Source organism: Gardnerella swidsinskii (assembly GCF_023277705.1).
In the GTDB taxonomy this organism is placed as follows: Bacteria; Actinomycetota; Actinomycetes; order Actinomycetales; family Bifidobacteriaceae; genus Bifidobacterium; species Bifidobacterium swidsinskii.
This window is the reverse complement of record NZ_CP083176.1, coordinates 457,824-475,706: the sequence shown is the minus strand read 5'-3', so window position 1 is coordinate 475,706 and position 17,883 is coordinate 457,824. Positions and strand designations below refer to the sequence as shown.

The following is a 17,883-nucleotide window of genomic DNA, read 5'->3' as shown; positions in this document are numbered from 1 at the left end:
TATCTTAAAGAGCTAAGGATAAGAATATGGCACAAGATGTGCTTAACGACCTGAATATGGTTCGTAATATCGGCATCATGGCGCACATTGATGCTGGTAAGACTACTACCACCGAACGTATTCTTTACTACACTGGTAAGAACTACAAAATCGGTGAAACTCATGATGGTGCTTCTACCATGGACTTCATGGCTCAGGAGCAGGAGCGCGGTATTACTATTCAGTCTGCTGCAACTACCTGCTTCTGGAAGCGTCAAACTCATGACGTTGATGACCGCTATCAGATCAACATCATCGATACCCCAGGTCACGTGGACTTCACCGCTGAGGTGGAACGTTCCCTTCGCGTGCTCGATGGTGCTGTAGCAGTTTTCGATGGTAAGGAAGGTGTGGAACCTCAGTCTGAAACCGTGTGGCGTCAGGCTGATAAGTATAGCGTCCCACGTATCTGCTTCATCAATAAGATGGATAAGCTTGGCGCTGATTTCTACTATTCCGTCAAGACCATCAAGGAGAAGCTCGGTGCAACTCCACTCGTTATTCAGCTTCCAATCGGTGCTGAAAACGACTTCGTTGGCGTTGTTGACTTGATTCGTATGAAGGCTTACGTCTGGAATGACGTTAAGGACGATATGGGTGCTCACTATGACACCGTTGACATTCCTGAAGATTTGCAGGAACGTGCAGAACAGTATCGTGCTGAACTTATGGATCAGGTTGCTGAAGCTGACGATGAGCTGGTTGAGAAGTACCTCGAAACTGGCGAACTTACTGAAGAAGAAATGCGCGCTGGTATCCGTAAGCTTACCATTGAGCGTAAGGCATTCCCAGTAACTTGCGGTTCTGCATTCAAGGATAAGGGTGTTCAGCCAATGCTGGATGCTGTTGTCGACTTCCTCCCAAGCCCAGAAGATGTTCCATCTATTAAGGGCTTCAAGCCAGGCGACGAATCTGTTGAAATTGACCGTAAGCCAGTTAATACAGATCCATTCGCAGCATTGGTATTCAAGATTTCAACCCATCCATTCTATGGCAAGCTCGTGTTCGTGCGCGTTTACTCTGGCGAAGTAAAGCCAGGCGATTCCGTGTACGATTCCACGAAGTCCAAGAAGGAACGCGTTGGTAAGATTTTCCAGATGCATGCTGATAAGGAAAATCCTGTAGATTCAGCTGAAGCTGGTAACATCTACACCTTCGTTGGTTTGAAGAACGTCAGCACTGGTGATACTTTGTGCGACGAAAAGAACCCAATTTCTTTGGAATCCATGACATTCCCAGATCCTGTTATTGAGGTTGCTGTGGAGCCAAAGACGAAGGCTGATCAGGAAAAGATGAGCTTGGCTTTGGCTAAGCTTTCTGACGAGGATCCTACATTCCAGGTTAAGACCGATGAGGAATCTGGTCAGACTTTGATTTCCGGTATGGGCGAGCTTCAGCTTGACATTATCGTTGATCGTATGCGTCGTGAGTTCAAGGTCGAAGCGAATGTTGGTAAGCCACAGGTTGCTTACCGTGAGACGATTCGTAAGGCTGTTATGAACCAGGAATACACTCACAAGAAGCAGACCGGTGGTTCTGGTCAGTTTGCAAAGGTTTTGATGAACTTCGAACCTCTCGACACAGAATCTGGCGAAACCTACCAGTTTGTCAACGAAGTTACCGGCGGTCACATCACCAAGGAATTCATTCCTTCAATCGATGCAGGCGTGCAGGAAGCTATGGAATCCGGCGTTTTGGCTGGCTTCCCAGTTGTGGGTGTAAAGGCAACCGTCACCGACGGTCAGACTCACGATGTCGATTCTTCGGAAATGGCCTTCAAGATCGCAGGTTCCATGTGCTTCAAGGAAGCTGCTCCTAAGGCTAATCCGGTAATTCTCGAACCAATTATGGCTGTCGAAGTCCGTACTCCAGAAGAGTACATGGGCGACGTCATGGGCGATTTGAACTCTCGTCGCGGTAACATCCAGTCTATGACTGATGCCACTGGCGTGAAAGTTATCGACGCCAAGGTGCCGCTGAGCGAAATGTTCGGCTACATTGGCGATCTTCGTTCCAAGACTCAGGGCCGCGCAATGTTCACCATGCAGATGGACTCTTACGCGGAGGTCCCGAAGGCCGTTTCGGACGAGATTATTAAGGCTCAGCGCGGCGAATAAAGCGCACGCTACTTCGGTGTTTTCTGTCCCCGGTCAACGCTAGAATTTCCTACGTTGACTGGGTTCTGGCACCGAAGTGGCACCTAACCCAGAAACCCAGTAATATGTAGCGAAAGACCTCTCACAAATGTGTGAGGCAAACTACGAGACGTCCAGGAGGACAAACACATGGCAAAGGAAAAGTACGAGCGTACTAAGCCGCATGTTAACATTGGTACCATTGGTCACGTTGATCACGGTAAGACTACCTTGACCGCGGCTATTTCTAAGGTGCTGCATGGCGAGTATCCAGATCTGAACCCTCAGTATGACTTCGATCAGATTGATGCCGCTCCAGAAGAGAAGGAACGCGGCATTACCATTAACATCGCACACATCGAGTATCAGACCGCTGAGCGTCACTACGCTCACGTGGACGCTCCAGGCCACGCTGATTACGTGAAGAACATGATCACCGGTGCTGCTCAGATGGATGGCGCAATCCTCGTGGTTGCTGCTACCGATGGTCCTATGGCTCAGACCCGTGAGCACGTTTTGCTCGCTAAGCAGGTCGGTGTCCCGAAGATCCTCGTTGCTTTGAACAAGTGCGATATGGTTGATGATCCAGAACTTATCGACCTCGTCGAAGAAGAGGTTCGTGACCTCCTCGAAGAAAACGGCTTCGATCGCGACTGCCCAGTCATCCGCACCTCTGCTTACGGTGCTTTGCATGATGACGCTCCAGATCACGAGAAGTGGGTAGAGACCGTCAAGGAGCTCATGAAGGCTGTTGACGAGTACATCCCAACCCCAACTCACGATCTTGACAAGCCATTCTTGATGCCAATCGAAGATGTGTTCACCATCTCCGGTCGTGGTACCGTTGTCACCGGTCGTGTTGAGCGTGGTAAGCTCCCAATCAACACCCCAGTTGAGATCGTTGGTTTGCGTCCAACTCAGACCACCACCGTTACCTCCATCGAGACCTTCCACAAGCAGATGGATGAGGCCGAGGCTGGCGATAACACTGGTCTTCTTCTCCGTGGTATCAACCGTACCGATGTTGAGCGTGGTCAGGTTGTGGCTGCTCCAGGTTCTGTGACCCCACACACCAAGTTCGAAGGCGAAGTTTACGTCTTGACCAAGGACGAAGGTGGCCGTCACTCGCCGTTCTTCTCCAACTACCGTCCACAGTTCTACTTCCGCACCACCGACGTCACCGGCGTTATCACCTTGCCAGACGGCGTTGAGATGGTTCAGCCAGGCGATCACGCAACCTTCACTGTTGAGTTGATTCAGGCAATCGCAATGGAAGAGGGCTTGACCTTCGCAGTTCGTGAAGGTGGCCGTACCGTTGGTTCCGGTCGTGTGACCAAGATTCTTGCCTAGTATTTTTTCTAACTGAAAAATATTAGCTAAGGCTTAATAAAGACCCCGCGAGGAAACTCGTGGGGTCTTTTGTTGTATGCGCTTGTTTTATCAGCGCGACGACCTGCTTGAGCGCGCGATTTAGCGCGCGAAAGCAATTCGGAGCGCCGAGCTTGCTTAGAGTTGAAAGCACGGTGTGCTTTCAACGCAAGCGAGGTCTGCCTTCGTCAATAAAGACGAAGGCAGGGCAGGTTTGTGTGGTAGTTCATTAGGAATTCTGCTGTGACTGGTATGCGCTGACGACCTGCTTGAGCGCTGCGATTTAGCGCGCGAAAGCAACTCGGAGCGGAAACTCGCTTAGGTTGGAAGTCCGGGGGACTTCCGACGCGAGTTTCGTAAGCGAGCGCGTTACCCACGTGAGCGCCACTGTTTTTTCGTTACTGGTGCAGTTTGTGTTCTGCGTTAGTGTCTCATTTTGCTTGTTTTGGGACACTGGTGCAGTTTGTGTTCTGCGTTAGTGTCTCTGGTAGGTGATTTGAGAAGTGTGTGAGAGATGGGTGTTAGTAACGCTCGGCACTGTTAACGCATTCGCGTTTGGAGTACAGAGAGCATAATAAAACCCTGCCAAATACTAATCTGGCAGGGTTAAATAGCTAAGCAACTAACACACGTATGTTATAGTTTTAGTATTGCTAATCTCTATTATCTCCAAGCAACTCTAGCAAGTAGATGAACATGTTAATGAAGTCCAAGAACAGCTGGAATGCGCAGAAAATAGATACTTTCTTAACCATTTCAGGCTGATTTTCATATTGTGCAAGTAATGCGCGAGTTTGCTGAGCATCGTAAGCTGTTAAACCTGCAAAAATAACGATGCCAATTCCAGCCATAAGACGCATTGTTCCAGTATCTTGCCCAATAAACGAAATAATAATTTGCGCAACAACGAATACAAGTAATGCAACCATTAAAATTGGACCAGCTTTAAGCAAATCCTTTTTTGTAGTAAGTGCAAGCATTGTCAAGCACAGGAAGAATCCTGCAGTTAAAGCAAATACTAATGCCACAGATCCAAGGCTAAATACTTGAAAGACTGAGCTTAAAGTAAATCCTGTTAAAGCAGCATAAGCATAGAACAAAACTCGTACTGTTGTCTCACTCATTTTCATTAAGCGTGTTCCAAGAACAACTGCTATCACAACCTGAGCAATTGCCAACATTATCCAACCCCATCCGCGGGTTGCAAACATAAATCTAAGCCAGAAATTACCGCTCTGAGTGAACAGTGCCACAAGAGTTGTAACAATCAATCCAAGCGTCATTTCGCCATAAGTGCGTCCTACTGAAACTCTTTTTGCTTCTTCAAAAGCATATGTTGCCTGAGTGTCAATAACTTCAGGAGCACCGCTTCTGTAATAATCTTGAGTAAAGTTTGTCATTATTTCTCCTTAACAGCTATGAAATAAAACGCTGTCAAGACAACGTTCTCACATAATTATAATTAAAGCATCTGGGAAAATGCTAAAAAAATACAGCATAATTTATACGTTCGTACAATAAGCTGGTTTTAATCTTGCATAAGATTACGCCTAATATGGCATAAGCTTGCGCTTCGTATTTATATTATGCCTTACTATTAGGTGCTTCTTCAACTTGAGGAGCACCATTAATATCGCGGTGAATACCTTGCATTTGTGTTTCAATATTTTGCAAGCTATGCGCGCAATCGAGCAAAGTTTGAGAGTGCTCAGCCAACTTTGCATCCGGCAAACCGGCTTTGTATCTTAAAGCGTGCTCCAAGCTAGCCCAATAATCCATAGCAATAGTTCGGAATTGCACTTCAACTGGCGTGTAGTGTGCTCCAGAAGACAAGAACACAGGAACTGCATAAATTACGTGCAAACTGCGGTATCCATTAGGTTTTGGATTCTTAATATAATCCTTAACTTGCAATACTTGAATGTCTGTTTGTTTAGAAAGATATTGCGCTACAGAATACACATCGTCGCAGTAGTTGCAAATTACGCGAATTCCAGCTACGTCGAAAAGATTATCGCGTATAGAGCGTGTGGAAATATCTAGATGACGCCTTTGCAGTTTCTCAAAAATTGAGTGTACTGATTTAAGACGACGCTCCATGTGATGAATTGGGTCGTGAGAGAACCGCACCTGAAATTCGCTATCTAGAATCTCGAGCTTCGTACTTATTTCGTACATTGCTCCTTCGTAAATTTGCATCATGTTTACAAATTCGTCGATTTGGTCTTCAGGAAGCATAAGCGAATTAGTTTTGCCGCATTGGGAGCAATTTTGTTGGTTTTTTGTATTGTCAACATTGCTGCTAACGTTGCTGCTTTCATTAGCTGCTTCGTTGCTATGAAGACGCGCATAGAGTTCTGCTGCGTTTACGCGGTTATGACGATCAAGTATCACGTCTTTTAATAATACTATAAAAACTGCTAAACGTCTGGGAGTGCATATGCAAATGTAATATTCTTTGCAAAGCGTGATATAAATATCTTAGGTAATTGAGCGCAAGCAAAATCTAGCAAAGTATTTTGACGAGGAGTGTATTTTGTCTGAAAATAAGCAGGATAATATTCCTAAAGTAATTTCAATAGTTGGTCCTACGGCTTCAGGCAAAACTAGTCTTGGTATTGCGCTTGCGAAAAAATTAGCTGAGCGCGGGATTCGTGCGGAAATCATCAACGCAGACGCGTATCAAATGTATCGTTACATGGATATTGGCACGGCTAAGGCGAGTGCGCAGGAGCAGGCGGAAGTACCACACTATTTGCTTGACATAATTGATCCTGAAGAAACGATGACGGTTGCGCGATTTCAAGTTTTGGCCAGACAGTGTATTAGTGAGTTGCAATCGCGTGGTGTGAGGCCGATTTTAGTTGGAGGATCGGGATTGTATGCTCGTGCTGCTGTGGATGATATTACATTTCCAGGCACGGATGAGTCTATTCGTGCAGCTTTGGAGGAGCGCGAGCACAAAGAGGGAGCGAGTGCGCTGTTTGATGAGTTGCAACAAAAGGATCCGGTTGCTGCGGCTCATATGGATGCGCGCAATCCGCGACGTACAATTCGCGCGCTTGAAGTGATTGAGCTTACGGGAAAGCCTTATTCCGCAACGCTTCCGAAGTATAAGTATGTGATTGATTGCGTGCAAATTGGCTTAGATTTGCGTCGTGAAGATTTAGATAAGCGCGTGGATTTACGTACGCAAATTATGCGTGAGCAGGGTTTTGTGGATGAGGTGCGCGCGATTCGAGGGCGATTGGGTGTGACTGCATCTCGTGCTCTTGGCTACCAGCAGATTATGGATTATTTGGATGGCGTGTGGAGAGAGGATGAGGCTTTTGCGGATATTGCACAAAAAACTCGACGACTTGCACGCAAACAAATGGGTTGGTTTGGTAGGGATGCTCGCATCCACTGGTTGGACGCGTTGCGACTGGATCTTGCGGAAGCTGCGCTCGCGATTGTTGATGCTGCGGATGCGGGGGAGTTTGATTGCAATAGTTCTGATGCTACTGAGCACGCTACTCAGCACCATCTCGGAGATGCTTTCGAAGCTTAACTTAAATCTTGGAAACATTGGGTTTTGCTACAAAAAACGCCACTGTGTGGGCAGTGGCGTTATTGCGTCTGTTACGGGATTGCTGGTATTGATACAAATGTGAGCACTCAGAGATCTTAGGAAATGCGCCTGTTTTCCCTTGTTATCAAGCCAAAGTGGGGACTTAGAGCTTGACCGGCTACACCTTGTGTCAGCGCCGAATTTAACGCCTGAAAACACTTACCCGAAAAAGCCGAAAACTTTGCGCGTGCTAATGCGCTCAAACCTCGCTTTTGCGAAATGGCTAGGCTTTTGCGAAATAGTTGGTTTGAGCTGCTATTTAGGATTGGAAAATGCGTCCTGCGAGTGCGGCGGATACGAGCTGCTCTTTTAACTCGCTACGGTTCTTACGCTCTGCTTTTGCCACAGTAGTGGCTGTTTGTGCTTTTGTTTCGTCTTGCTGTTGCAGCGCCGACTCGGCTTGTTCCATTTGAGCAACAGGAGGGGCGGACTCTTGCGAGGTAAGTCTATAGGGCTGAATAGTGAGGTCTAATGGACCGTAGGTGCGGGCGAAGCATGCAGTGAGCGAATGGACGACAGGCAAGAATCTAGTAGCAGTGTCAATATCGCCCCACCCTTCATGAACAGCTTTGTTTCGTGCTTTTCGCAGAATATGGAGCACATTCACCACATCTTGTGGCAGGAGTCCCTCTCTTTACAGAGTGTCGATCCGGACGATAGCTTTATTCTCAGCAGGCTCAGGTACTCGATCAAATTTGAATATCATTGAAATGATAGCTTCACCTATTTGCCGAGCTTCACGATAGCCGTGCTCGGGTCGCTCTCGCGGTATGCCTCAGCCAAATGCCCAAAGTTTGCTAGGGAAGGAAAATCTTTTTCTAGGAAGGAGAAGTTGTCGCTCATTAGTTGTCTCCTTTGATTTCCATAATGTCTGCCGGCTGGCAGGCAAGAGTTTCACAGATGCGCACGATAATGTTGGTTTGGATGTTGTCTCCTCTACCTAGTTTGGCAAGGGTGGCTGGGCTGAAGCCTGCTGCTGTGCGCAGTTGTTCTTTCGTCCATCCTTTGTCGATGAGGAGTTTCCATAGTTTGTTATAGGACAGTCGCATTATTTGTTCTCCTCATCGGTTTCGTCTTTCTCTTCGTTCCAGGTAAATCCATAGAGTGCGTGCTCGTTTTCACCTAATTTGATGACTCTTGTCCTGTTAACGATTTCTTCTGCTTCCGCCCGATATTTCGGGGTGGCATCGAATGAGAAGAATATTTGTTTGGGCTGGCCATCCTCGGAGGTAAGTTCCGCTACTCGTTCATAGAGTGTGAGCAGGTTACCAACAGGGAAATATGCGAGTTGTTTGATGAGCACGGAGTCGTGGATCAGGATGGGCAACTTGGTTAATTCTAGGATAGCTAAATCAAATGAAATCAGGTTCTTGGATTGCGAACCGGCCCCGTTGTCTCCTTGAGATGAAAAGGTATACCCCGCTTTACCGCGTGATTCTTTGAAGCTAAATAGTGGCGGTTTACGCTTTTTATTCGGATAGAGGGCTTGAACGAATTCTTTGGTGAGCCGGTTGATGTTGTGCTCGATATCGCCGAGAATGCGCGGTCGTTGTTCTTTGAGAGCTTTGTTTGTTTCTTTGCGCAGCTTGTCGAATTCGCGCATTTTGTCATAGGCGTCGATTTGAGCTTCAAGACGTTTAATGGTGGCTGCTAGCTCACCGTTTTCTTCGTAGGTTTTATCATCGAGCTCAACTGATTGTTTGAGCTGGTGAATTTCTCGTAGCCGTTGGTTAATCTCGTTGTCCAACACAGCAATTACGCGACGATATTTTTCTGCCTGCTCGTTAAGCTGGTCTTCATAGACGCCGACGAGAGCTCGGTGATAGTACTCGATAGTTTCGAGTTTCTCTTTGTTTACGTTCGGGAAGAAGTTATAGAACTCTTCAAGGTCATCGGTTGCGAGCCTTGATTCTCCCGATAGCGTTGCTTCAACTATCGATAATTTTCCTTTAAGAACAGAACGTTTGCTCTGCAGCGAGCGCAACTGAGTCTTCATGTGTTGCTCTTCGTTTTTCGCTTGCTCTGCTGCCTGGAAAAGATCGAGGTCTGCTGTCACTCGCAGTTGTTGAAACGCGATCCGTGCTTGCGTTAGTTCTCGCTCGGCTTGATCGCGTTCTTTCTTATTTCGTATTTTCACGTATTGACTAAGCCCTGTTTTAGCCATCCCTTCAAGCGAAGAGTAGCTGAGGTTGGCTGCTTTGAGGTCTTCCTCGAGTTGTTTGAGCTTTCCGTACACGCCGAAGAGTTTCTCCAGCGCAAACACACCCTGTTCATCGGGTTGTGCAGGAGCGGCTTTAAGCGGCTTTTTCAACATGGCAAGTTGCTCAGTATCGATTCGAACGAAGCGGCCTATTAATTCTCGAAGAGTCGAATCGGGAATGTCTAGACCGTATTGTTCAGCGAGAAATACTCGATAATCGTCTATCTGCCATTCTTCTTTTCGTTCTTTCCATTCAGGATCAAAGTATTCTTGTACGAAACCTGGGCGTGAGGTATCGCGGGAAAAATACCGGTCTTGTTCTCCAAAACGGAAGGTGAAGCAAATAGTGTGGTGGCCGACAGCATCAGGATCGGTAATGACGTCAGATTTTGCGAAATCTGCACCACCGAAAGCGTAATCCACTATGGAGAGCAAGGTAGATTTGCCGATAGAGTTCTCGGCTTCAGCTCCTCCCTCGACAACGTTCAGACCAGGGTGAAAAACTATGGGCGGGCGAGGCTCGCCCGCGTCGTTGAATCTGTCAGACCATACGTTAATCAGCAAGCGCAATCACCCCGTTTTCAACATCAACCGTTATTTTTCTCAATACGAGCAGTAGAGTGAGTGCTTCTATAAGTTCAGCCGTCCCGCCTACCTGTTTCACTAAATCAAAATGTAAATCAATGAGGCGCATCGGATTATCTAAGTGATTCAGGATTCGCGGAAAGTTGGCGAGGGTTGATTCGTCGAAAGTGTAGAGCTTGTTAGGCAATCGCATAGTCTGCCTCCACGTCTACATCTGGACGGAATACCTCACAAATATGGATGAAGTAGCTGATGAGAATGCCACACACGTAAATGCCACTTCCCGTGTGATTGTTCATCCAATCGCATAGTTGCCTGAACTGCCCGGGCTGATCCAACCCCGAGCTTTCGAAGGTCAGCCACGCCCCTTGAACTTGATTGCACAGTCGAGTGAACTTGAGCTGTTCTCTCGCTTCTTTAGATTTCAGCTGAGTGACGATAAAAGGCTTGTAGACGGATACAGCATCAGTTGCTTGGAAAAGCAGATCAGCATCGTGAATCTTCTGCTCAAGGTCGACTGCCTTGAATTTGGGATCTGGTATGCGTTGCTCGTAAGGAATGTTGGAAACCGCGTCCAACAGCAGGCTGATTTCTTTTTCAAGCCCCAAAGGCACGACATTGTCGGCAAGGCGATGTTTAGCAAGAAGACGTGCAAGGTTAGCTCGTAGCTGTTGTTCTTCTTTTTTCGTGTGAGCCAGCTGGTATTTTTCGCCATGCTCGGTACATAACACTGCGAAATCATCACGTAAAGGTTCTTCAATGTCCTCGTCGAGAAGCACAATCACGTAGGAGGCCTTGGATTTATCGTGCGATTCGATATTGAGGGTTTTTCCGCACTGCAGACAACCATCCGATAAGACGAGAAGTTCTTCGCGATACCTAGCCTTCGCAGCTAGTTGGCGAATACGAATCCGTGCTTGCAAATCAGGATTTTTTATTTTTGCGAGCCGCTCGAGAATGTCCAGCAGAATTAGACAGGCATCTTCAGCCACGTGCGTTAAGCGAATCCTTACTCCAAAACTCTCAAAATTGAGACGGATGAGATTCTGCGCTGGCTCATCTAAATCCTCAATCAGACAAATGAGATTATCTATATTCAAGCGAGAATAAATTGCGTTTGCTAGCCCTTTGCTAAATCCCGCGTCGCGTTACATAAGCGAGGTAAGTACATCATCGGATATTGAGGCCGTGCTTGTGGGGTCGTTTCGCGTATTCCATTCCCCCTCATTGACAGTAGTAAACATGGAGATCAGTTCACGCGCATAACTAGGCCCATGGAGGTTGCCAGGAACAACAGGGCGTACTGATTTAGCCCACTGGTGGAACTGCACTGTTCACCTCCTAACGAAGTTTTCTCAAAAACTCTCAAAGTTTTGCCTCAACGTTTCTCAAAGCTTGCGAAAGCCCATTATTTAACCTTTTCGTGAAGCCCAGCGATGGGATTCGTTGTGGCGGAATGACGAGATAGTCACCTTTCATTATATCGAATCAACCTGCGATGTGTGAAGAGAAACTTCACAAACGCATGAATCGGCGGTTAGAAGGCGACGTTCTCAAGCATCCCGCACACATCTATTAGTGAGGTCACCACGAACCAGCGCGCAATCGGTGCGTGGCAACCTCACGACCGACAAATAGCGACAAGCAATGAGTCGGGAGATCTGCGGAGCAGCCAGCACTGGCCATTACCTTCATAGGCGATGGCTTGTTGCTTGGTTTGTTCTTGCAGGTCGACCTCATAACTGAATATCGCTCCGTGGATCTCCCGGAAGGGAAATCCACAAATGAAAGTACAAATCCGTTACGAAAAGCAAAAGTTCGATGTGAAGAAACCTGCAGAGTATGTGGAAGTTGAGGTGAGTGATGGCGAGGTGGTCTCGATGATTGAGGCTGATTATCGTCAACGCCGCGATATGGTACAAAGCCTTGAATTGGTGCAGCGGCGTTCTATTGAGGAGATTGTCCGGGAGGAGATTAATAAGCCGGAGTATAACCAGGCGAAGCAGTGGGTGCGCAATACGGATTCGTGTTGGCGTGCTCCTTTGGCTGGTGGCGGCAATATTTTTGATGAGTTGGTCGACCAGTATGGTCACATGAAAGCGTTCGATGATCCGTTTGATGACGTGGACACGCGGTTGACGGTTGAGAGTGCTTTGGCTGGCTTGGATGAGCGTGAGCGCTTCATCGTTATCCAGAATCGTTTGAATCAGGTGCCTTTGACTGCGGTGGCGGCTGAGCTTGGGATTACTCAGCCTCGTGCCTCGCAGTTGTTGAAATCTGCGCGGGCGAAGATTGCCGCCGAAATTGGTCTCAAACTTTGATTTATATTTCGGCCCCCTGGAAGCCCTCCTAGTGAAGGAACACAGCGTGAAGGCAGTGGGTCTCACTGGGAGGGTTCTTTCAGGAAGGAGCCGGTGATGAGCCGGAAACTACGTGTGAAGGTCAGTAAGCATTCTGACCCGGATGCTGTGGCATCGGTGGGTATGCGCCGCCTGTCAGGAAGGGTTTTGCGCAAGCTCACGGGTCAGAGTAGGCGGTGTGCAGTGTTACTGCCGGGGCGGGATGTGCAATCCATCGAAATCATTGACAACGACCAGTCGAAGATATCAGGTAAGCGGCGTGGATCGTTTGCGGATGAGGATTTCGAGTCGTTCATGAAGGCCATATTTGGCCCTGATCATGCAGATGAGGTGGCGTGATGACTCCAGTGAACCATGTAGCCAATATTCGTCAAATTTTCGTCAATCTTCGCCAAGATTTGAAAAGCCTGCAAGCCGAAATAGAAGCAACCGAGAACGACCTGCTGCATTGGATGGAATCGGGTATCGAAGCGGACTATATGCTCACGGACGAGCCCGATTCAACGGAACCTCCGCAACCAGAACCTGTCAGCGAATCTCATCCGCAGGTCAAGCTACTGCCACTGGAGGAAGTGCGAGGCGTGTTGGCGGATTATGCACGCTCGGGCTTGAATGACTTCATCAAAGCCAAGATTCGCTCGTTTGAGCATACGAAGCTTTCACAGCTGACGGTGGAGCAAGCCAACGCGGTGCTCGCTGCCGCCAAAGCTGAGGCTGGTGGTGCATGATGCCACCGCAAAAACACGCACTCTTGAGCGCCTCGTCGGCGCATCGTTGGTTGCACTGTCCCCCATCCGCGAAACTCACCGCTGGAGTGACAGAGGCTCCAAGTGAAGCTGCACTTCAAGGTACTGCGGCTCACGCGTTGGCAGAACATAAGCTGCGCCGAGCACTCAAGCAGCAATCTAAACGCCCCGTCTCCAAATACGAAGATGACGAGATGAATACCCACACCGACGATTACGTGGCTTACGTGCTCGAACAATACGAGCAAGCAAAACAGACGACGCCTGGCGCGGTGATCTACATCGAACAACACTTGGATTTCTCCAACGTTGTGCCTGGTGGCTTCGGCACTGGCGACTGCCTCATCGTGGCTGATGGCACGCTGCACGTGATCGATTTGAAATATGGCTTGGGCGTGCTGGTAGAAGCTGAGTGGAACCCGCAAATGATGCTCTACGCGATCGGTGCACTTGCCTTGTTCGACGCTCTTTATGACATTGAGCAGGTGGCATTAACGGTTTTTCAGCCACGGCGCGAAAACGTATCCACCTGGACGATTAGCGTCACTGAGCTGAACAAGTGGGCCGAGCAGACGCTCAAGCCTGCAGCCGAACTAGCAGCGAAAGGCGAAGGCGAATTTTATGCAGGTGCCTGGTGTCAGTTCTGCCGCATCGCCTCCACCTGCCGGGCAAGGGCTGAAGCGAACCTTGAGCTGGCTAAATTCGAGTTCGCCCCGCCAGCCGAACTATCGGCTGATGAGGTGGCTGATGTGTTGGCGCAAATACCAGGACTCACGCGGTGGGCGTCAGATGTGCAGGACTATGCCCTCAGTCAAGCCCTAAGCGGTGAGCGGTACGAGGGTTTCAAGTTGGTTGCTGGCCGCTCGATCCGCAAATACACCGATGAGACTGCGGTGGCTGAGGCTGCGAAAGCTGCAGGCTACCGCGATATCTATAAACGATCACTGCTCACTATTACCGCGATGGAAAAAAACTCATGGGAAAGAAACAGTTCTCTGAGATTCTCGGGGATCTGGTGGTCAAGCCCGAGGGTAAACCCACCCTGGTTCCCGTCACTGACAAACGCCCCGAGCTGCAGGTCAGTACTGCGGCTGACGATTTCACAAACATCGACAAATAACGAAAAGAAAGAAGGTAACGAAAATGTCGAACCGCGTGAACACCAAGAATAAGAAGAATAATCCGACCAAGGTCATAACCGGCGAAACACGTTTGAGCTACGCGAACGTGTGGGAAGCAAAATCTATTAACGGCGGCAAACCGAAGTACTCGGTATCGCTTCTTATTCCTAAAGATGATGCTGCAACTATCGATGCGATTAATGCTGCTATCGATGCAGCAATCACCGAGGGTATTGGGAAGTTCGGCGGGAAGATCCCGCCACGCGCATCTTTGAAGCTGCCGCTACGTGATGGAGATACTGAGCGTGACGATGAGGCTTATGCCGGACATTATTTCGTGAATGCCAACAGTATTAATGCTCCGCAGATTGTGGATCAAGATGTAAACCCCATCCTTGATCGCTCCGAAGTTTATTCTGGCTGCTACGGGCGAGTTTCCATCAATTTCTACGCTTTCAACACCAACGGTAATCGTGGCGTGGCCTGCGGTCTTGGCAATATTCAAAAGACCCGTGATGGTGAGCCACTCGGCGGGCACGTGAGCGCGGCATCGGAATTCGATACCTGGGATGCAGACGAAGACTTCCTCGCCTAAAGCAAACCAATCCACTCAAGGGGCGGAGTCAAGTCGGTTGGCTCCGCCCCGCCCACTCGTCAAGGAACCTTATGCGCACGCTCAGTATCGACATCGAAACTTACTCGCCAATCAGCCTCACCAAAGCCGGAGTCTACAAATACTGTAACCACCCTGACTTTCAGATTCTCCTTTTCTCCTACGCGATCGACGGTTGCGCGGTGCGCACAGTGGATCTAGCATCCGGAGAGCAACTTCCAGCAAAGATTCTTAGAGCACTTGATGACCCTGCCGTGGTTAAGTGGGCTTACAACGCTGCTTTTGAACGCACCTGCCTCTCCGCCTATCTAGGAAGACATCTTGACCCTGCTGGGTGGCGATGCTCAATGATATGGGCAGCAACTCTCGGCCTGCCGCTGTCCCTGAAAAATGTCGGCGCGGTACTGAATCTCGATGCGCAAAAGATGAGTGAAGGCAAGGAACTCATCAAGTATTTCTGCGTCCCCGATAAGCACGGATATCAGCGCATGCCCAGTAGTGACCCGGATGGCTGGAGGCTGTTTAAGACCTATAATGCCCGCGACGTGGAGGTAGAAACCCAGATTAGGGGCAAGCTCGCCAACTTCCCAGTACCTGATTACCTCTGGGAGCAGTATGAGGTCGATCAACAAATTAACGACCGAGGTATCCGTATCGACACCACACTGACCGCAAACGCTATCGCTATTGACGAAGAACACCGGGCGCAAGAACTCGCCCGTGCGCAAGAACTCACCGGTCTGGATAATCCTGCCTCGCCATTACAGATACAAGAATGGCTAAACCAACACGGATGCCCGATAGAGTCAATGGCGAAAGAATCAGTCGATGAAGCCCTAGCATCTGCCAGTGGTGAGGTGAAAGAAGCACTCGAACTCAGGCAAGAATTATCACGCTCATCAGTGGCAAAGTATCGCAAGATGATAGACGTCACCTGCACCGACCAAAGAGCGCATGGTCTGCTCCAGTTTTATGGTGCAAACCGTACAGGGCGGTGGGCTGGACGGCTTGTGCAAGTGCAAAACCTACCTCGGAACTATCTGCCCGATCTTGCTCAGGCCCGTGGCTTGGTGCGTGATGGTAACGGTGAGGCGCTCGATATGCTTTATTCTTCCGTGCCCGATACTCTCAGTCAGCTGATTCGCACCGCATTCATCCCCTCGGAAGCTCACCGGTTCATCGTCGCCGATTATTCGGCGATTGAGGCGCGAGTGCTGGCGTGGCTTGCTGGTGAGGAAACCACGCTTGCCGCGTTCAAGAACGGTGAAGACCTTTATTGCGCGACCGCTTCGGCGATGTTTGGTATGCCTGTGGAAAAGCACGGAGTCAACAGTGAGCTTCGGCAGAAAGGAAAAATCGCTGTCCTTGCTTGTGGCTACAACGGCTCCGTTGGCGCGCTCAAAGCTATGGGCGCTTTGAAGATGGGGCTAAGTGAGGACGAGTTACAGCCCATTGTGGACGCTTGGCGGCAAGCCAACCCTAATATTGTGCAGCTGTGGCACGAGGTCGATAATGCCGCTACCAGAGCAATTAGCACCAGCAAGCCTGTTACGTTGCGTAACCTGGGTTTCGAGAAGAAATCCGGGATGATCTTCATCACCCTGCCCTCTGGCAGACGCTTGGCATATGTGAAGCCAGGTATTGGCGTGAATAGGTTCGGTGGCACCTCGATTACTTATTGGGGTCAGGGAGTGGCTCGGAAGTGGCAGAAGCTCGAAACCTACGGCGGCAAGCTCGTGGAGAACATCGTCCAAGCCACCGCCAGAGACCTCCTCGCCGAAGCCATAACCCGCATTGAGAATGCCGGTCACCGGATCGTGATGCATATTCACGACGAGGTTGTCATCGACGAACCCATCAATTCCGGCACCACCGTTACTGACATATGCGCCTTCATGAACGAGCTACCCCAATGGGCTGAGGGTTTACCGATTGATGCAGCCGGGTACGAATGCGGCTTCTATCAGAAGGATTAGTTGATACTCCAGAGCGGGTTCTGCTGCCAGTTTTCTGGAATACCGAGATGGCTCGGTGGTAGTGGCTCAAGAACCGGGTAACTAGCTATCACACTAGGAAGCAGAGCCGCGTCACCGATATTAAGCTTTACGAGCAAGTATTGGACAATTGTGAGCTGACCAAACAGGCGGTTCATCACCGAAGCTACAGCATCCAATTCAGGATGTACCCCAATCTTCGGTAGGCGCGGCTTGAGAGCATAAACCCTGTTAAACATACGCGCATGGTGAGCCGAATAATTACGCAAAATATTGAGACTTTTCAGCCAGGAACCAAACTGTGCCCCGTTCAAACCTACCCGGCCAGCAATCGTCTCGCGCACCGGTATTGGCGCTAGCTGAAACAAGTATGACAGTGAACCCCAGTCCATCACTTCTACCGCTGCCCAAATCGGCAACTGGCCACCATATTTCTGGTTATGGTGCATCACGAAATCTTCTCGCGACCCCGTTAATTCTTTACGATAGCGCTTCAGCCACTGCTCATATTTCACTGACGGACCCGGTTTTGGTTTCGTCTCATAAGCCACTGGACCGAGCAGCTCTGGATGCAGGTGGGCAAGCGGATCAATACGACCAAGCTCGTGGCCAAGCATAGAGCGCACCGAGAGTTCTATATGAGCGAGCGCACTAAACACTGCTTCCCGCAGACGCCAATCAAAATCATAAACAGCATCAATATCAGCAAGATTCGTGCCAGGAATAAACACATCGCGGCGCGCACCATCTGCCCCTATCTCACGCCACGAGTACCAATACCCGGAAAGCCGATAATAATTCACTCGTTCCAACAGATGCCGTGCCAACTGATCGGAATCAATCACCATCCCGCGAGAGCGTAACAAGTTGATCTGCTCGCCATGCGTCTTGAACGCTTTACCGCTCCCGGTAGCGCTCTGCACTTGTCGGCTCTGCTGCGGGCTCACGACGGCACCGGGTTAAGGGTCAAAAAGTGTGTCCGGAATCGCGGATTTTCACGGATTGACCTGTAGGTTTCCGGAAAGTATATGCTCCGGAAGCATATATCTAGCCCCCGACGGGAAATCCTCGGTGTGGCAGCCGTGATGTGCTATGCGCGGCGTGGTGTGGTG

The 17,883-nt window shown here is 49.3% G+C and carries 17 protein-coding genes; 9 read left to right on the top strand and 8 right to left on the bottom strand.

Annotated elements, in window-relative coordinates:
- Positions 1 to 26 precede the first annotated feature (26 nt).
- Together fusA and tuf are read left to right on the top strand one after the other, a co-directional pair.
- Positions 27 to 2,156, top strand: a complete 2,130-nt coding sequence (fusA, locus tag K9E37_RS01930) for an elongation factor G (protein ID WP_004107409.1) — start codon at positions 27 to 29, stop codon at positions 2,154 to 2,156.
- Positions 2,157 to 2,324: 168 nt separating this feature from the next.
- Positions 2,325 to 3,524 (top strand): elongation factor Tu, encoded by a 1,200-nt coding sequence (tuf, locus tag K9E37_RS01925; RefSeq protein WP_004118785.1) that lies wholly within the window; start codon positions 2,325 to 2,327, stop codon positions 3,522 to 3,524.
- A 671-nt stretch (positions 3,525 to 4,195) separates the two neighbouring features.
- On the opposite strand, the gene K9E37_RS01920 is transcribed toward tuf, so the two are convergent.
- Entirely contained in the window at positions 4,196 to 4,942 is a 747-nt protein-coding gene (locus tag K9E37_RS01920; RefSeq protein ID WP_004108493.1) for a Bax inhibitor-1/YccA family protein, read from the bottom strand.
- Between the two features lie 184 nt (positions 4,943 to 5,126).
- Entirely contained in the window at positions 5,127 to 5,936 is an 810-nt protein-coding gene (locus K9E37_RS01915; protein ID WP_004108491.1) for a GTP pyrophosphokinase, read from the bottom strand.
- A 142-nt stretch (positions 5,937 to 6,078) separates the two neighbouring features.
- Between K9E37_RS01915 and miaA the strand changes: the two genes are divergently transcribed.
- Positions 6,079 to 7,092, top strand: a complete 1,014-nt coding sequence (miaA, locus tag K9E37_RS01910; RefSeq protein ID WP_076003019.1) for a tRNA (adenosine(37)-N6)-dimethylallyltransferase MiaA — start codon at positions 6,079 to 6,081, stop codon at positions 7,090 to 7,092.
- Positions 7,093 to 7,411: 319 nt separating this feature from the next.
- Here the strand turns inward: miaA and K9E37_RS01905 are convergent, their stop codons facing one another.
- The 5 genes from K9E37_RS01905 to K9E37_RS01885 all read right to left on the bottom strand — a co-directional run bounded on the left by K9E37_RS01905 (position 7,412) and on the right by K9E37_RS01885 (position 10,929).
- Positions 7,412 to 7,561 carry a hypothetical protein gene (locus K9E37_RS01905; protein ID WP_169770296.1) on the bottom strand — a complete coding sequence of 50 codons (150 nt, stop codon included), beginning with the start codon at positions 7,559 to 7,561 and terminating at the stop codon, positions 7,412 to 7,414.
- A gap of 433 nt (positions 7,562 to 7,994) precedes the next feature.
- The gene (locus tag K9E37_RS01900; RefSeq protein ID WP_057002007.1) at positions 7,995 to 8,201 is read right to left on the bottom strand and encodes a helix-turn-helix domain-containing protein; all 207 of its coding nucleotides are present in this window, start codon (positions 8,199 to 8,201) and stop codon (positions 7,995 to 7,997) included.
- Positions 8,201 to 9,916 carry a DUF2326 domain-containing protein gene (locus K9E37_RS01895; RefSeq protein ID WP_169770297.1) on the bottom strand — a complete coding sequence of 572 codons (1,716 nt, stop codon included), beginning with the start codon at positions 9,914 to 9,916 and terminating at the stop codon, positions 8,201 to 8,203. Before K9E37_RS01895 ends, K9E37_RS01900 begins: the two co-directional genes overlap by 1 nt.
- Entirely contained in the window at positions 9,906 to 10,130 is a 225-nt protein-coding gene (locus K9E37_RS01890; protein WP_169770298.1) for an ABC-three component system middle component 7, read from the bottom strand. Before K9E37_RS01890 ends, K9E37_RS01895 begins: the two co-directional genes overlap by 11 nt.
- Positions 10,117 to 10,929 (bottom strand): ABC-three component system protein, encoded by an 813-nt coding sequence (locus tag K9E37_RS01885; protein WP_248893475.1) that lies wholly within the window; start codon positions 10,927 to 10,929, stop codon positions 10,117 to 10,119. Before K9E37_RS01885 ends, K9E37_RS01890 begins: the two co-directional genes overlap by 14 nt.
- A 792-nt stretch (positions 10,930 to 11,721) precedes the next feature.
- Between K9E37_RS01885 and K9E37_RS01880 the strand changes: the two genes are divergently transcribed.
- The 6 genes from K9E37_RS01880 to K9E37_RS01850 all read left to right on the top strand — a co-directional run bounded on the left by K9E37_RS01880 (position 11,722) and on the right by K9E37_RS01850 (position 16,753).
- The gene (locus tag K9E37_RS01880; protein ID WP_057002011.1) at positions 11,722 to 12,258 is read left to right on the top strand and encodes a sigma factor-like helix-turn-helix DNA-binding protein; all 537 of its coding nucleotides are present in this window, start codon (positions 11,722 to 11,724) and stop codon (positions 12,256 to 12,258) included.
- Positions 12,259 to 12,354: 96 nt separating this feature from the next.
- Positions 12,355 to 12,636 (top strand): hypothetical protein, encoded by a 282-nt coding sequence (locus tag K9E37_RS01875; RefSeq protein ID WP_169770300.1) that lies wholly within the window; start codon positions 12,355 to 12,357, stop codon positions 12,634 to 12,636.
- Positions 12,636 to 13,025 (top strand): hypothetical protein, encoded by a 390-nt coding sequence (locus K9E37_RS01870; protein ID WP_169770301.1) that lies wholly within the window; start codon positions 12,636 to 12,638, stop codon positions 13,023 to 13,025. Before K9E37_RS01875 ends, K9E37_RS01870 begins: the two co-directional genes overlap by 1 nt.
- Positions 13,022 to 14,215: a DUF2800 domain-containing protein gene (locus K9E37_RS01865; RefSeq protein WP_476729703.1), complete on the top strand. Its 1,194-nt coding sequence runs from the start codon at positions 13,022 to 13,024 to the stop codon at positions 14,213 to 14,215. Before K9E37_RS01870 ends, K9E37_RS01865 begins: the two co-directional genes overlap by 4 nt.
- Positions 14,187 to 14,759 carry a DUF2815 family protein gene (locus tag K9E37_RS01855; RefSeq protein WP_169770302.1) on the top strand — a complete coding sequence of 191 codons (573 nt, stop codon included), beginning with the start codon at positions 14,187 to 14,189 and terminating at the stop codon, positions 14,757 to 14,759. The genes K9E37_RS01865 and K9E37_RS01855 overlap by 29 nt, the downstream gene beginning before the upstream one ends.
- Before the next feature lie 71 nt (positions 14,760 to 14,830).
- Positions 14,831 to 16,753, top strand: coding sequence for a DNA polymerase (locus K9E37_RS01850; RefSeq protein ID WP_248893473.1), 1,923 nt, complete (start codon positions 14,831 to 14,833; stop codon positions 16,751 to 16,753).
- Here the strand turns inward: K9E37_RS01850 and K9E37_RS01845 are convergent.
- Positions 16,750 to 17,694 (bottom strand): Abi family protein, encoded by a 945-nt coding sequence (locus K9E37_RS01845; protein WP_248893471.1) that lies wholly within the window; start codon positions 17,692 to 17,694, stop codon positions 16,750 to 16,752. The genes K9E37_RS01850 and K9E37_RS01845 overlap by 4 nt on opposite strands.
- Positions 17,695 to 17,883: the final 189 nt, after the last annotated feature.

Coding starts and splice junctions, on each gene's coding strand:
- fusA (WP_004107409.1), top strand. CDS start 27: ATGGCACAAGATGTGCTTAACGACCTGAATATGGTTCGTAATATCGGC.
- tuf (WP_004118785.1), top strand. CDS start 2,325: ATGGCAAAGGAAAAGTACGAGCGTACTAAGCCGCATGTTAACATTGGT.
- K9E37_RS01920 (WP_004108493.1), bottom strand. CDS start 4,942: ATGACAAACTTTACTCAAGATTATTACAGAAGCGGTGCTCCTGAAGTT.
- K9E37_RS01905 (WP_169770296.1), bottom strand. CDS start 7,561: ATGGAACAAGCCGAGTCGGCGCTGCAACAGCAAGACGAAACAAAAGCA.
- K9E37_RS01900 (WP_057002007.1), bottom strand. CDS start 8,201: ATGCGACTGTCCTATAACAAACTATGGAAACTCCTCATCGACAAAGGA.
- K9E37_RS01890 (WP_169770298.1), bottom strand. CDS start 10,130: ATGCGATTGCCTAACAAGCTCTACACTTTCGACGAATCAACCCTCGCC.
- K9E37_RS01880 (WP_057002011.1), top strand. CDS start 11,722: ATGAAAGTACAAATCCGTTACGAAAAGCAAAAGTTCGATGTGAAGAAA.
- K9E37_RS01875 (WP_169770300.1), top strand. CDS start 12,355: ATGAGCCGGAAACTACGTGTGAAGGTCAGTAAGCATTCTGACCCGGAT.
- K9E37_RS01870 (WP_169770301.1), top strand. CDS start 12,636: ATGACTCCAGTGAACCATGTAGCCAATATTCGTCAAATTTTCGTCAAT.
- K9E37_RS01865 (WP_476729703.1), top strand. CDS start 13,022: ATGATGCCACCGCAAAAACACGCACTCTTGAGCGCCTCGTCGGCGCAT.
- K9E37_RS01855 (WP_169770302.1), top strand. CDS start 14,187: ATGTCGAACCGCGTGAACACCAAGAATAAGAAGAATAATCCGACCAAG.
- K9E37_RS01850 (WP_248893473.1), top strand. CDS start 14,831: ATGCGCACGCTCAGTATCGACATCGAAACTTACTCGCCAATCAGCCTC.